The organism is Pseudolactococcus reticulitermitis, from assembly GCF_002260845.1.
Taxonomy (GTDB): domain Bacteria; phylum Bacillota; class Bacilli; order Lactobacillales; family Streptococcaceae; genus Pseudolactococcus; species Pseudolactococcus reticulitermitis.
This window is the reverse complement of the sequence record NZ_BEDT01000004.1, coordinates 142,063-157,382: the sequence shown is the minus strand read 5'-3', so window position 1 is coordinate 157,382 and position 15,320 is coordinate 142,063. Positions and strand designations below refer to the sequence as shown.

The window sequence follows — 15,320 nt, the reverse complement described above, 5'->3', positions numbered from 1 at the left end:
TTAGGTGTGTGATACTATCTATTTCAATAGGTTCCATGCGACCAGAATAGCCGCAACGACCACCAAACTGAGTAAGAGCATGGTATCAGAACGCTGCCATTTGAGCACGCGATATTTACTGCGCCCTTCTCCGCCTTGATAGCCACGGCTTTCCATGGCAACGGCTAAATCATCTGCCCGTCTAAAACTTGAGACGAACAGCGGAATCAAAATCGGAATGACCGATTTGACTTTTTGAACCAAGTTACCCTCACCAAAATCCATGCCCCGTGACTTTTGGGCATTCATAATCATCGTCGTATCATCCATCAGCGTTGGAATGAATCGCAAGGAAATGGACAACATCAGTCCGATTTCATGAACGGGCACCTTGATTTTTTTTAAAGGCGCAAGCCCTGTTTCAATCCCATCTGCTAAAGTCAGAGGTGGGGTCGTCAACGTCAATAGCGTTGACATGAAGATAATCAAGACAAACCGCATGAAGATGTAAAAGGCATTTTCCAGCGAGTAAGTCGTAATTTTTAAAATCCAGATTTGAAAGAGGACTTCTCCACCTGTTGTGAAAAGCATTTGGAAAATGACCGTAAACAAGATCAAGCCTAACATGGGGCGCAAGCCTTTAAGGAAATAGGAGAGTTTGATCCGGCTCAGTGCCACACCGAAAAAGGTAAAAACGGTCAGAATGCCGTAGCCCATCGCATCATTTGCCAGAAAGATGATGAAAACAAAGGCAAACATGGCAAGGAGCTTGCTGCGCGGGTCTAGGCGATGAATGATTGAAGACCCCGGAATATAGCGACCAATAATCAGTTTATCCATGATTTGCCGCCTCCCTAATCATCTCAACGAGCGCCGGACGTGTAATCGGCAAGTGCTCAAAATGCTGCCCCCGCTCCTGTAAAAGTAGCGCAAACCGCGTCGCTTTTGGCACACCGAGTTGATGCGCAGTCATAAAAGCGACATCCTGAAACAAATCCTGCGGTTTACCCGATTTGACGATGCGACCTTTTTCCAGAACGTACATGGTATCGGCATAATCTGCCACATCATCCATAAGATGCGTCACCAAAATCGTCGTCACACCAGAAGCATGAATCGTTTCAAACAAGCGCATCATGTCAATCCGCGCTTTGGGGTCAAGACCCGCAGTCGGCTCATCTAGGACAAGAACGCTCGGGTTCATCGCTAGGATACCAGCAATCGCCACACGGCGCATCTGACCCCCTGAAAGCTCAAAAGGTGAGCGTTCAAACAGCTCATCAGAAATCCCAACAAGATGCAATTTTTCACGCGCAATGGCTTGGGCATCTTCTTTCGACACACCAAAGTTTTGTGGGCCAAAAGCGACATCTTTTAAAACCGTCTCGTCAAATAACTGGGTCTCAGGAAATTGAAACACAACCCCGACTTTTTGGCGAACAGGCTTGATGGCTTTTGCCTTACTGTCAGGCTGAATCACGGTTTCACCGACTGTGACTGTGCCCGAAGTCGGAAGCAACAAGGCATTTAAGTGCTGTAATAAGGTTGATTTGCCAGAACCTGTATGCCCCACAAGCGCTGTGAAACTCCCATCTGCCACCTCTAGGTCAATATCAAACAAAGCCCGGCTTTCAAAAGGTGTGTTGGGCTGGTAGGTATAAGTTACTTTGTCAAAAGAGATTGCCATAAGAAGTCAGCCAACTCACTTTCTGTATAATATTTTTCGGGAATCTGCAAGCCATTTTGGCGCAATTCTCTTGCGACATTGGCTGAAAAAGGCACGTCCAGACCAATATCGACCAGATTGTCATTTAAAAACAGGACATCTGGTGTTGCAATCTGCTCAATCTTACCGTCTTTCATGACGATGATTTTATCAGACAAACTCGCCTCGTCTAAATCATGCGTAATCGAAATCACGGTCAAACCATACTGTTCCTTGATTTCACGGACAACTCGAATGATTTCCAGTCTGCCTTTTGGATCGAGCATAGACGTCGCCTCATCAAGGATAATGATGTCAGGACGCAAAGCAACGATCCCTGCAATGGCAACTCGTTGTTTTTGACCACCCGACAGACGAGCGGGTTCCTTCGTTTTGAAGTCTGCCATATTGACACGTTCTAGTGCAGCTTGTACCCGTGTCAACATTTCCTCACGTGGCACACCATGATTCTCCATCCCAAAAGCGACATCGTCCTCAACAGTTGAGCCGACAAATTGATTGTCAGGGTTTTGGAAAACCATGCCAATTTTTTGGCGCAAAGCCCAAACATTTTCTGCCGTTAAAGTCTGCCCATCGATGATAATCTCGCCTGAGGTCGCTGCCATCAGACCATCTATTAAGCGTGCCGTTGTCGATTTCCCAGAACCATTGCGCCCGATAATCGACACCCACTCGCCACGAAGCACCTCAAAAGACACGTCATTTACGGCGTAAATATCGCTTGCTTCTTCGTATTGATACGTTAAATTTTTTATTTCCAGAATTTTCTGCATGACAACATTATACCAAAAAAAGCCGAACTTGTCGGCTTTTGTTCATGATTGATATATGGGCACTTCTAAAAACTCAGATTTGCCACTTTTGGCTACATTTCCCTATCGCATCGTTATTACGCCGCACCTTGCAGTAGCAAGCCTTGTCGCAATGCCTAGCGCTAGAAAAATTAACGCAAAAGTCACAAAGTACTTCAGGCGACGAGTCATCGCAGGAGCAAAAGCAGTTTTTAGAGGTACCCACATCTTATTTCATTTTTTATTTTTGAAAGAAAGGCGACTTAGCTGAATCAATCGCAACACTTTCCAAATCATCGCCGTTTGACAAATGACCGACTGAGCCATTCATGTGTTTCACACGTGATGAAATTTCTTTGTGACGACCTTTGACCATTGGACGTGCTTGTGGATTACCAAGATAACCACAAGTCCGTTTGACCACATCAACTGTTTTCGGGTCGCTGTTGCCACAGTTTGGACATTGGAATCCACGTTCAGTTGGCGTGAAATCGCCCTCAAAGTGACATTCATAACAGTGATCAATCGGTGTGTTGGTACCAAGGTAGCCCACACGATCATAGGCGTAATCCCAAACAGCTTCCAGAGCTTTGGGATTTTGTTGGAGGACTGGATATTCACAGTAGTGGATGAAACCGCCACTCGCATAAACTGGATAGTCTTTTTCAAAGTCTAATTTTTCAAATGGTGTTGGATTTTTACGGACATCATAATGGAATGAGTTAGTATAGTATTCTTTATCTGTGATGTCTTGAATCTCACCAAATTTTTCAGTATCTAGGCGACAGAAACGGTCAGTTAAACTTTCAGATGGTGTTGAGTAGATTGAGAAGTGATAATCATATTCGTCAGACCAGTCGCCTGCCGCTTTTTTCATCTCACGCAAAATATCGAGCGTGAAGGCTTTAGCTTCAGGATTACTTTCCCATTCGCCACCATAAAAGACAGTTGCGACTTCATAGAGACCGATATACCCCGCAGAAATCGTCGCACGACGATGTTTGAAAAGCTCATTAACAGAGTCTGTTCGGCTGAGGCGTTTACCGAAAGCACCGTTTTCATAGAGGATAGGCGCATTGGCAGGCACTGCTTCTTTGACGCGTTCCACACGGTAAACAAGCGCATCTTTCATAACCGCCATCCGCTCAAAGAAAATTTGCCAGAATTTATCTTTATCGCCTTTGGATTCAAGGGCAATTCGTGGCAGGTTAAGTGTGACAACGCCCAAGTTCATCCGACCGTCGACGACATCTTGACCGTTTTCATCTTGCCAACCTTGCAAGAAACTGCGGCAACCCATTGGTGCTTTGAAAGAGCCTGTCAATTCAACGATTTTATCGTAGCTGACAATATCTGGGTACATGCGTTTTGTCGCACATTCGGCTGCCAGTTCTTTGATGTCATAGTTTGGATCTTCAGCGTTCAAGTTCAGACCACGTTTAATGGTAAACACGAGTTTAGGGAAAATGGCTGTCCGCCCTTCTTTACCCAGACCTTTAATGCGGTTTTGAAGAATGGCTTTCTGTATTTCGCGCGCATACCAATCCTCACCTAGACCGAAACCAAAGGTTGTAAATGGCGTTTGACCATTGGACGTGAACAAGGTATTAATCTCGTACTCCAGACTTTGCATGGCGTCGTAGATGTCTTTAGCTGTCTTCGTGCGGGCGTAAGCTTCGCGTTTTTCAGGTGCCACCCACTCCTCAGCGTCTTTCATGTGTTTGGCGAAGTTAAGCGCTGCGTAAGGCGCCAGCACTTCGTCAATGCGGTTGACAGATGTGCCACCGTATTGGCTTGAGGCCACATTGGCGATGATTTGCGAGATTTGTGCCGCAGCCGTTTGGATTGATTTCGGGCTGTCAATGACCGCATTGCCAAGTTTGAAACCGTCACGCAACATACCTTTGACATCGACCAAACAACAGTTGGTCATCGGCGCGTAAGGCTGATAATCCAAATCATGAAAATGAATATCGCCTTTTTGATGGGCATTCGCCACATGCGCCGGCAGCATTTTCAAACCAATCGATTTGCCAACGATACCAGCCGTCAAGTCACGTTGTGTATTGAAGACATCACTGTCTTTGTTGGCATTTTCATTGACAACAGACTGCTCTTTATTGATTAGCTTATCAATGGTAAAGTTAATGTCTGTCGCCTGCGAACGCTCAAAATCACGGCGTGTCCGGTAATTAATATAGACTTCCGCTAATTTGTACTCATTCGCATCCAGCAAAACGTGTTCCACAATATTTTGAATTTCATAAATTTTGATATTATCATCAAAACGATCAAAAATGGTCGCAACGATTTTGTCCGTCAAGTGTTCTAATTTCACTTCTTGAACGGGTGACATCGGAAAAATTTCATCAGAAGCTTTTCTCAAGGCATCATAAATTTTCTCCGGTTCAAAATTTAAATGGCGACCATCGCGCTTGACAACTTCCATCGTGTTGTCGACTACCTCTGTTTTTTCCCATACCATCATAACGTGTCTCTCATTTCTAAAAGTGATTGTAGGTATATTCTACCACTCAAGAGGTGGTTTGTAAATAGAAAAAAGCACAATATATTGTGTTATATGTTCCTAATTTAGACGACGAAACACTATATATAGTTTTTAGAAAATTTCCTTTTTCATGTAAAAACCCGCTGGTTAGCGGGTTTTTGAGTTATTTTACGTCAAATCAAACACCAAAGCACCATCTTTCAAACCAACCAAAACCACAGAATTTGGTAAGACTTCACCAGCCACAAGTGCTTTCGCAAGTGGTGTTTCAAGCGCCTTCGTCACAAACCGTTTAATCGGGCGTGCCCCATACTCGGGTTCATAGGCATTTTTAGCAATCCAATCGAGGGCTTCCGTCGTTAATTCTAAACGAATGTCTTGATGCACCAGGCGTTCAGAGAGTTGCGCGACGATTTTGTCGATAATTTGTTTGACGACAGACAAGGTCAACGGCGTGAAGACAACGGTGTCATCAATCCGGTTGAGGAACTCAGGTTTGAAGTGCAACTTGAGTTCGTCTAAAACGGCTTCCTTGGTCGTATTGTCAAGCGTCCCATCGTCAGCAATGCCATCCAAGAGCGTCCGTGAGCCAATGTTGGATGTCATAATCAAGACGGTGTTCTTGAAATCAACCACAACACCCTTAGCATCAGTCAATCGACCGTCGTCAAGCACTTGGAGCAAGATGTTAAAGACATCAGGGTGGGCTTTTTCAATCTCATCGAGTAAGACAATCGTGTAAGGATTGCGACGCACAGCCTCAGTCAGCTGACCGCCTTCGTCATAACCGACATAGCCCGGAGGTGCCCCGACCAAACGTGAGACACTATGTTTTTCCATGTACTCACTCATGTCAAGCCGCACCATATGGCTCTCGGAGTCAAATAAGTCTTCTGCTAAGCTCTTAGCCAGTTCTGTCTTACCAACACCTGTCGGTCCGAGGAAAAGGAAACTGCCCAGCGGTTTGTTAGGGTCTTGCAGACCTGCACGACTACGGATAATCGCATCCGAAACAGCATTGACCGCTTCGTCTTGACCTACGACACGTTGATGCAAGGTGTCAGCTAGATGCAAGAGCTTTTCTTTTTCACCCTCGACCAGTTTGGTCACCGGAATCCCAGTCAAACGACCAATCACCTCAGCGATTTCATTATCTGTCACGGATTCTTGAACCAAGTGATTGCTGGCATCTGCTTCTTGGGCATTTTCTAAGTCCGTCACTTCTTTTTCCAGTTTTGGAATCGTACCATGCCGCAGAACGGCAGCCTGCTCCAGATTATAGTCATTTTCAGCATTTTCCAAATCAAAACGGGCTTGTTCTAACTCCGCACGTTTGGTGTGAATGGCTTCCACTGCCTCTTTTTCAGTTTCCCAACGCATTTTCAAGGCATTGGCTGTTTCACGCGTATTGGCAAGTTCTTCCTGTAAAATCGCCAACCGTTTCTTAGAGCCGTCATCCGTTTCCTTCTTCAAGGCCTCTTCTTCGATTTCAAGCTGCATGAGTTTACGCGTGATTTGATCCAGCTCGGTTGGTGAAGAATTCATCTCAACCCGAATCGTCGCACTCGCTTCATCGACAAGGTCAATGGCTTTATCTGGCAAGAAACGATCCGTGATATAGCGATTTGACAAGGTTGCCGCCGCAATCAAGGCATTATCGTGAATTTTCACACCATGGTGGACTTCAAAGCGATCTTTCAGACCACGCAGAATAGAAATCGTGTCTTCAACCGTCGGCTCTTGTACCAACACTTTTTGGAAACGACGTTCCAAAGCCTTGTCTTTCTCGAAGTTTTGGCGGTATTCATCCAGCGTCGTCGCCCCAATCAAGTGCAACTCGCCACGTGCCAGCATCGGTTTCAGCAGATTGCCCGCATCCATCGAACCCTCTGTTTTACCCGCACCAACAATCGTGTGAATCTCATCGATAAAGAGGATAATCCGACCGTCGGACTGCTTAATCTCATTCAAAACAGCCTTGAGCCGTTCCTCAAACTCGCCACGGAATTTGGCACCCGCAATCAGCGCACCCATATCCAAGCTGAAAATCGTCTTATCTTGCAGATTTGTCGGCACATCTTTCTTGACAATCCGTTGCGCCAAACCCTCTACAATCGCTGTTTTACCGACACCAGGTTCACCGATTAGCATCGGATTATTTTTCGTCTTGCGCGACAAAATCCGCACGACATCTCGCACTTCCTCATCACGCCCAATCACCGGATCCATCTTACCCGCGCGCACCTTCTCGACCAGATCCTCGCCGTATTTCTTCAGCGCCTCATATTGTTCTTCCTGATTTTGACTCGTCACCGAACGACCTCCCCGCATACTCTCGATTTTTTCCTTGACCATTTTCTCCGTCATGCCATGACTTTTCAGATATTGGGTCAATGGGTTATGGCTTTGAGAAAAGAGTGCTAACAGCACCGTCTCAGTGGATAGAAACTCATCTTTTAGAGCTTGTGCCAGCTTTTCAGCCTGACTGAATAAGTGAAACAGATTTTGGCTCAAATTTTGACCATAAGCGACATTGCTACCCCTCACGACTGAAATTTTATCTAATTCCTGATCAATTTCAGTTTCAAAACCGACTAGATCTAGTCCTAAATCTTGATAAAAGTCATGCGCAAATTGCCCAGGTTGGATTAAAAATTTCCAGAGATGGGCGATTTCTATATGTTGATGTTGGCGAACTTGCGCAATTTTTTGCGCCTCTGCCAAAGCCTGTTGTAACGTTGTTGTCATTTTTTCGATATTCATTGTTTTTCGTTCTCCTTTTTCAGAAGTAGATTAGAGACATATCCTATCTCTAAATCCTATTATACCGCTTTAGTCAATAAAGGTCAAACTTTTTATCTTGGGAATTTGAACATCAAAAAACCTTGCCAATTTAGCAAGGTTCTCAAATCATTTCGTCGGTTGGATATAAGGTAGAATTTCAGTTTGAAGACCGACATTGGTTGCATAAACGAAAGGTAAATCATCCAGTTTCGCCAGATTTTCCGTTCGACCACTGACGATAAGCCCTGCAAACTTGGCGGTTTTTAAAGTTGGATATTTTTCGACCTGTTTTAGGGCATCTTGATAGAGGTCAATACCCGCAACATTATAGCCGCGTTTTTCAGCTGCTGTTTTTACGGCTGCCACAAAAGATGGATAGTTGGCAGATGACCAGCTACTTGAAGAGGGTGTCTCCAATGACTCATCTTCCAATTTACCAGCTTCATCTGCATTAAGCCCAATGACTTTGCCAATGGTATCCGTGACCGATAGTTGGTCACTTGCCATGCCCAACCAATACCAGTTAATCAGTAAATGATCAGGAAGTTTAGCCTGAATTTCAGCATAAGTCATCGGCTCCTTAAATGAAATAGCAACTTCTGCGACATGATTTTTCAGTCCAGATAAAGTTCTTGCCTCGTGTGTCGGCTTTGCCTCCTGTTCAGTTGATTTTTGCTTGTGTTTGGGATTGAAAAACATCGGCAATTTTTCGCCATTTTCTCGGCTAAAGGCACCTATGTCTTTGGTTTTTGTAATCGGAATGGTGAGCGGTGAGTTTTGATCCCTGGCATAGCCCACATCAAACAGACTGAAATTGATTTCGAGTGGTACCGCTGCGACTAGGTACCCATCAATGTTTTTAAAACGCTCACTTTTCAGCTGAGACGTGACCCAGCCAGTTTTGCTCAAATACTGGGACCTCGAAATCAGGTTAGGAGACTCAATCATATCTATGATATTGGCCATTTCTTTTGCTTTTTCGTATTGCAAGGCCATGCCTCTATTGCTCACAGTATAGCCGATGAACAATAAAACAAGCGTTGTCACAAATGAAATGGCGATTGTCTTAACGATTTTTTTCCATTTTTCTTTTTTAATCAACTTGTCGAAGTTTTCATCTAGTTGCATCATTTTGCTCCATTTCTTGTTTGAGTTGCTGCCGTAGGCGATACAAATCCGTCTTAACCTTAGCCTCAGAAATTTGATAAATCTCTGAGATGGCTTTGACAGACTTATCTTCTTCATAATACAAGGTCACAAGACCTAACTGGTAATCAGTTAGCGCCTGCAAAGCCTTTTCTAGCTGCCAACTTCTGTCGTCATCCAAGTCAACGACATTGCCATAAATCAGATAAAACTGCTCAGATAAAAGTGCCCGATACCGCTTTTCACGTCGATAGAGGTCATAAAATCGGCTCAGCGCTACCCGATAAAGCCAGGGTCGTAACTTATCAGAGGCTAGCACAATATCAGCCTGTATCAGCTTGACTAACACATCTTGGACAATGTCCTGTGCATCTGCTGGATTCGCACCGGTTTTGATCAAATAGCGCTGAATTTCTAATGCGTAGGTCATCAAAATCTGCTCATATTTGCTGATAATCACGCTTACCTCCTCTCCTTACTTATATAACGAATGAAAACTAAAATGGTTACATAAAATGTTAATTTTTTATTTACTGACTTTATCTCATACTAGAAATGCGACTAAATTGACAAAAAACCTCTGTCCACTTTCAATCAGACAAAGGCTTTTTAAACTATTTGATTATTTATCCAATCCCATAGCGCGTTGGATAGCTTTGACAATCTCAACGATGACAATCATGGCAAAGGATGCCCCGAGGACAATCGCCCATTGATAGCCATCAAGATGTGTCACGTGGAAGATGTCATTAAAGCCTGGCACAACAATGGTTACACCGAGCAAGATGAATGACACTAAAATTGACCAGTTGAAGGTCTTGCTGCGGAATGGTCCGACGGTCAGGATAGATTGGTAAACAGACTTAGCATTGAAGGCATGGAATAATTGAATTAAACCAAGTGTCGCAAAGGCCATCGTCAAGGCATCCGCGTGCATTTCAGCACCTGTGTGGACCGGCCATGTAATCGCTGCACCGTAAACACCGAGGACAAGCGCTGCCTGCAAGAGACCTTGATAAATCGTCGCAAACAAGACACCACCTGAGAAGAAGCTGGCTTTACGACCACGTGGTTTGTGGGTCATAATCCCCGGTTCAGTTGGCTCAACACCAAGCGCAATCGCTGGGAAAGTATCCGTTACGAGGTTAATCCAGAGCAAATGAACGGGCTGCAAGACATCCCAACCAAATAAAGTCGCTAGGAAAATCGTCAAGACTTCGGCAGTATTGGCAGAAAGCAAGTACTGAATCGTTTTTTGAATATTTGAGAAGACTTTACGACCTTCCTCAACGGCAACGATAATCGTCGCAAAGTTGTCATCGGCAAGCACCATATCAGATGCCCCCTTAGACACCTCTGTGCCGGTAATCCCCATACCAATTCCAATATCCGCCGTTTTAAGCGCGGGCGCATCGTTGACACCGTCGCCGGTCATGGCAACGACTTTACCTTCGTTCTGCCATGCTTTCACGATACGAACCTTATGTTCAGGCGACACGCGCGCATAAACGCTGTACTGTGTCACCACTTTTTGGAAATCTTCGTCGCTCAGTTCATTCAGCTCAGCGCCTGTAAAGACGTGGTCTTCGGTATCGCCTTCGTCGATGATGCCCAGACGTTTGGCGATGGCTTCAGCCGTGTCTTGGTGGTCGCCGGTAATCATAATCGGACGAATGCCCGCCTCTTTGGCAACGCGCACGGCCTCAGCCGCTTCCTTACGCTCTGGATCAATCATGCCAATCAAACCAGCGAAAATCAAGTCATTTTCAAGGCTTTCGCTTTCAAGCTCAGGCACGGCAGGCGCATATTTGTAAGCCATCATCAAGACTCGAAGGGCTTGTTTGGCGAGCGATTTATTGAGCGCTAGAATGTCATCGCGGTCAGCCTGTGTCATGGCCACAACTTGCCCAGCCACGACTTTCTTGCTAATGCGTTTGAGGAGTTGGTCTGGTGCGCCTTTGACAGCAACGAGAAACTCTTCATCCGTGATTTTGTGAACGGTACTCATGAGTTTACGGTCAGAATCAAACGGTAATTCTGCCACGCGTGGCTCAGCCTTCAACATCTCGCGCAGGTCATAGTTATGGTCGATCCCGTATTGAACGAGTGCTGTTTCTGTCGGGTCACCGACTAATTTGCCATCACGTGAAATCTTGGTATCATTGGCAAAATTCATGATACGCAGGGTCATATCATCGAAAGCAATCTCATCTGTCGCATCTTGTAATTGACCGTTGGTGTAAACTTTTTCGACCGTCATCTGATTCATGGTTAATGTCCCAGTTTTATCAGAGGCGATAATTTCAGTTGACCCCAGTGTTTCAACCGCTGGTAATTTACGGACAATGGCATTTTTCTTAGATAAGACTTGTGTACCAAGCGCAAGGACAATCGTCACGATGGCTGGTAAGCCTTCTGGAATGGCGGCAACCGCAAGGGCGACTGATGTCATCAACTCTTCAAGTGGTGGGTGGCCTTGAACAAAGACACCAACAACAAATGTCACTGCTGCAATGACTAAAATCGCATAAGTCAAGATTTTCGACAAGTTGTTGAGGTTTTGTTTGAGTGGTGTATCTGTTTCCTCAGCATTTTGGAGCATTGAGGCGATTTTACCTACTTCGGTTTGCATCCCTGTTGCGACGACAACCCCCAAACCACGACCGTAAGTCACGTTTGAGTTTTGATAGGCCATATTGACACGGTCACCGATGCCGGCATCCGCAGCAACGGCAACAGCTAAGTCTTTTTCGACTGGGACAGATTCGCCAGTCAAAGCAGCTTCTTCGATTTTGAGGGAATTGACTTCGAGCAAACGCATATCTGCTGGGACAACGTCCCCTGCTTCAAGCGATACGACATCACCCGGCACAAGCAAGTCTGATGAAATTTCCTCAACGTGACCATCACGACGGACACGTGCTGATGGTGTTGACATGGATTTCAAGGCATCGATGGCAGCCTCGGCTTTACCTTCTTGGTAGACACCGAAAACGGCATTGATGATGACAACCGCCATGATGATGATGGCATCACTAATATCTTCGCCACCACTTGTCACCACAGATAAAACCGCCGCAATCATCAAGATGATAATCATCAAATCTTTGAATTGCTCTAAAAATTTAGCGAGTAGTGTTTTTTTCTCGCCAGCATCTAGCTCGTTTTTTCCATATTTGGTAAGACGTGCCTGTGCCTCAGTTGACGTCAATCCTTTTTTGGTCGTTGCCAAATCTAACAAGACCTCTTCTGGGGATTGCGTATAATGTTTTTTCTCTGACAATATCGTCTCCTTACTTAATTTAATAACGCCTGAAACTAGGCTGATTTTTGACAATAGCTCCGTTCTCAAGATGACTAGCTGATACGCCAAAAGCAATCACAGCGGATAAAAAAGAGACCTGCAGCTACAGCTACAAGTCTCGCATATTAAGCAACTACCGAGCCGAAACACGGCCGTAATGGCGATAGTTGCGCAGAAAACTGCTTGCTACTCCCTTGAGTTCTATTTCATTATAACAAATTCTGATAGATTTTCAAGTTTTAACTCTCTTCAAACAGAGGGCATAGTTGCGTTTTTTAAACAAGATCCTTAATCTGGCATTGGTGTTTCTTTTGTTGGATCTTTTACAACACCGGGCATTACCTTGATATCGCCAACAAGTCTAGCACCTTTTGGCAGCCTTCTGATTAGGTCGTCGTATTCTTCTTGTGTCAAAGGAGGATTTTCCTCTGCAACACCTTCTGCTCCAGGTGTTGCGGGTGTATCCCAGAATAATTTAAAGTCTTCTCCTTCCTCTACTTTTTCGACATCAGCTACAGGGTCGACTTTCCCCTCACTGGCTGCATCTTCTGCCACCACAGTTGACAATTTTAAGCCGATGCCAACCAAGAAAGCCATCGCAATTACTGATATGGTCACTTTCCTTTTCATGTTTTTACCTCCTTCATTTAAAACATTTGTTCATATATTATAAATCTTACAGCTTCTAAACGTCTCGACTGACCTATTGTTCCAATATAACTACCAAATAATGTAGTCTCAGAACTACTAATCCAGCCTCCCCAACCAATTCCTTGCATATGTCCTTGATAATAGACACCAAATCTTCCTGAAGTCGTTATTTGAAAAGCCTCCATTCTCAATCCTTGACCAGTGGTACCCGTAGTAGCCCCGTTTGAACCCCAAGACTGCCAGCCAATGCTTTGAACGTGCGAACGATATGAAATACTCGTTTTCATATTAGCAAATGTTAATTGGAGTGCTTCAAGTCTTAAACTCTTCCCTACAGTCCCTACATAATACTGTTTAGAATTAAGTGTATCTGACCAACCATAATTTTGAATATGAGATTTGTGAAAAAAGCCTGTAACTGCTCGTTGCCTGCTAAGTGCTTCATACCTTTCGTTTGAAACTATTTCATAGCCCTCTGGAAGTCTATTGACTAAGTCAGCTCAGCATCTGTTAGGCTTGTGCCTTGAACGACAACATCTGCCTTGACAGTTGTCGTAGGTAGCAGTACAATCCCTATCAGCAAACTGGCTATCACTAGAAAAAGTCGCCATTTGTGCTTATTTTCTCCAATAAAATAAGAGGAACGTAAAGAAAAATCTTTGGTTTTCATCATAAAAACCATCCTTTCAATCTTTTTAATTTCCCCTCAATCTATGTTGACCCAATTATACCACGAAAAGAAAGCGCTGTCATTGAATTTTATATTTCAATTGTATAACATTAAAAAATTGATTATTTCATTTTCTAGCGACTACAAAAAAACACCATCTTTTTCAATGGCATTTTTTTCAATCTCATTTTAGAAATTCGTTTGATCGGGATCACTCGTCAGACGTGTGGCACCGTGGAGGGTGTCAATCGTTGCAATATCTTCAGCGGATAGCTCAAAATCAAAGAGTTGTCCGTTTTCAACGATCCGACTTGGAGTCACTGATTTTGGTAGTGGGAGATAACCTTTTTGTAGCGACCATTTCAGCGCGATTTGCGCTGGTGATTTACCGTGTTTGTTAGCGATTTCGACCAAGGCTGGGACGCTCAGGACTTCGCCTGTCCCGAGTGGCGAGTAAGCCTGTGTCAGGATATTGTGTGCCTTGTTATAAGCGACGACTTCTTCTTGTTGGTCGCTCGGGTTGACATAAAGTTGGTTGACGACGGGTAGAATTTTCGCCGTTTTCAGCAGGGCATCGATGTGGTGTGGGCGGAAGTTTGAGATGCCGATAGACTTGATTTTGCCAGCTGCAACGCCTGCTTCCAACGCACGCCAGACGTCAGCGTTGCGTTTTTCATAGCCGATTGTTTCGCGAATCGGCGCAGGATTTGGCCAATGGATAAGGAACAAATCAACGTAGTCTAACCCGAGTTTCGTCAGACTTTCGTCAATCGCAGCGATTGTTTCATCGTAGGTCGTGTTCGTATTCCAAACTTTTGTCGTCACGTAGATGTCTTCACGTGGCACACCAGAATTGGCAAGACCACGGCCGACAGAGGCTTCATTTTTATAGACAGCCGCCGTGTCAAGATGACGGTAGCCCGCTTTAAGCGCTTCGATGACTGATTTCTCAGCGACATCGCCATCAGGTGTTTGCCACGTGCCGAAGCCGACAACCGGAATTTTTTCACCATTGTTGAGAGTGTAAGTATCTGTTAAGGTCATGTGTTTCCTCCTATGATATGAGCCTAAGCTCAAGTTCGTGTGCAATACGATGATTAACTCAGATGAAGGCTGAACAATTCACGCTTTCATTATAATATAGATAGCATTTTTCTGCAATGATTTGAAATGGTATTTTCTACGCCGTTCTTCTTGTCAAAACATTCACATTACAGTATAATTAAGCCTATATCCAAACAACCACACTTAGCTAGAGCGCCAGCGTAAGAAGGAGAATCAATTTATGGCAGAAGTAGAATCTTTCCAACTCGACCATACCAAGGTCCTTGCCCCCTATGTCCGCTTAATCGGGACTGAAACTGGTCCTAAAGGTGATATCATCACGAACTTTGACGTTCGTTTGGTGCAACCCAATGAACAAGAAATCCCAACTGCTGGTCTTCATACCATCGAGCATCTGATGGCGAGTCTCATTCGTGATCGCATTGATGGGATGATTGACTTTTCGCCATTTGGTTGTCGCACCGGCTTTCACATGATTATGTGGGGCGAGCATTCATCAGAAGCCATCGCTAAAGTCATCAAATCTTCATTAGAAGCCATTGTGACTGTCGTTGAATGGGCAGATGTGCCTGGGACAACGATTGAGTCTTGCGGGAATTATCGTGACCATTCTCTTTGGACGGCTAAAGAGTGGTCTGCACTCATTCTTGAACGCGGTATTTCGAGCGATCCATTTATCAGAAAGGTAATTTAAC

Annotated in this window: 13 protein-coding genes; 1 reads left to right on the top strand and 12 read right to left on the bottom strand. The window is 44.6% G+C overall.

Annotation, left to right across the window (positions count from 1 at the left end; all coding sequences use genetic code 11):
• Window positions 1–18: 18 nt before the first annotated feature.
• The 12 genes from RsY01_RS08350 to RsY01_RS08290 form a co-directional block, all read right to left on the bottom strand.
• A complete protein-coding gene (locus RsY01_RS08350) occupies window positions 19–819 on the bottom strand; it encodes an energy-coupling factor transporter transmembrane component T family protein (protein WP_094785097.1) in 801 nt (266 codons plus the stop codon).
• Window positions 812–1,666: an energy-coupling factor transporter ATPase gene (locus RsY01_RS08345; protein WP_094785096.1), complete on the bottom strand. Its 855-nt coding sequence runs from the start codon at window positions 1,664–1,666 to the stop codon at window positions 812–814. Before RsY01_RS08345 ends, RsY01_RS08350 begins: the two co-directional genes overlap by 8 nt.
• The gene (locus tag RsY01_RS08340; RefSeq protein WP_094785168.1) at window positions 1,642–2,478 is read right to left on the bottom strand and encodes an energy-coupling factor ABC transporter ATP-binding protein; all 837 of its coding nucleotides are present in this window, start codon (window positions 2,476–2,478) and stop codon (window positions 1,642–1,644) included. Before RsY01_RS08340 ends, RsY01_RS08345 begins: the two co-directional genes overlap by 25 nt.
• 259 nt (window positions 2,479–2,737) lie before the next feature.
• Complete coding sequence (nrdD, locus tag RsY01_RS08335; RefSeq protein ID WP_094785095.1) at window positions 2,738–4,984, bottom strand: anaerobic ribonucleoside-triphosphate reductase; 2,247 nt, start codon at window positions 4,982–4,984, stop codon at window positions 2,738–2,740.
• Between the two features lie 189 nt (window positions 4,985–5,173).
• A complete protein-coding gene (clpB, locus tag RsY01_RS08330) occupies window positions 5,174–7,768 on the bottom strand; it encodes an ATP-dependent chaperone ClpB (RefSeq protein ID WP_094785094.1) in 2,595 nt (864 codons plus the stop codon).
• 147 nt (window positions 7,769–7,915) lie between these two features.
• The gene (locus tag RsY01_RS08325) at window positions 7,916–8,920 is read right to left on the bottom strand and encodes an anti sigma factor C-terminal domain-containing protein (RefSeq protein ID WP_094785093.1); all 1,005 of its coding nucleotides are present in this window, start codon (window positions 8,918–8,920) and stop codon (window positions 7,916–7,918) included.
• On the bottom strand, window positions 8,904–9,395 hold the full coding sequence (locus RsY01_RS08320) for an RNA polymerase sigma factor (RefSeq protein ID WP_094785092.1): 492 nt from the start codon (window positions 9,393–9,395) through the stop codon (window positions 8,904–8,906). Before RsY01_RS08320 ends, RsY01_RS08325 begins: the two co-directional genes overlap by 17 nt.
• Before the next feature lie 162 nt (window positions 9,396–9,557).
• Window positions 9,558–12,218 carry a cation-translocating P-type ATPase gene (locus RsY01_RS08315; protein WP_432205771.1) on the bottom strand — a complete coding sequence of 887 codons (2,661 nt, stop codon included), beginning with the start codon at window positions 12,216–12,218 and terminating at the stop codon, window positions 9,558–9,560.
• A gap of 309 nt (window positions 12,219–12,527) precedes the next feature.
• A complete protein-coding gene (locus RsY01_RS08310; RefSeq protein ID WP_094785091.1) occupies window positions 12,528–12,869 on the bottom strand; it encodes a hypothetical protein in 342 nt (113 codons plus the stop codon).
• Between the two features lie 17 nt (window positions 12,870–12,886).
• Window positions 12,887–13,282, bottom strand: coding sequence for a hypothetical protein (locus tag RsY01_RS11120; RefSeq protein ID WP_369688802.1), 396 nt, complete (start codon window positions 13,280–13,282; stop codon window positions 12,887–12,889).
• A 98-nt stretch (window positions 13,283–13,380) separates the two neighbouring features.
• The gene (locus tag RsY01_RS08295; RefSeq protein WP_133063204.1) at window positions 13,381–13,563 is read right to left on the bottom strand and encodes a hypothetical protein; all 183 of its coding nucleotides are present in this window, start codon (window positions 13,561–13,563) and stop codon (window positions 13,381–13,383) included.
• Between the two features lie 186 nt (window positions 13,564–13,749).
• The gene (locus RsY01_RS08290) at window positions 13,750–14,604 is read right to left on the bottom strand and encodes an aldo/keto reductase (protein ID WP_094785088.1); all 855 of its coding nucleotides are present in this window, start codon (window positions 14,602–14,604) and stop codon (window positions 13,750–13,752) included.
• Between the two features lie 241 nt (window positions 14,605–14,845).
• Here RsY01_RS08290 and RsY01_RS08285 point away from each other — a divergent pair, with 241 nt between their 5' ends.
• Window positions 14,846–15,319: an S-ribosylhomocysteine lyase gene (locus RsY01_RS08285; RefSeq protein WP_094785087.1), complete on the top strand. Its 474-nt coding sequence runs from the start codon at window positions 14,846–14,848 to the stop codon at window positions 15,317–15,319.
• Window position 15,320 lies beyond the last annotated feature (1 nt).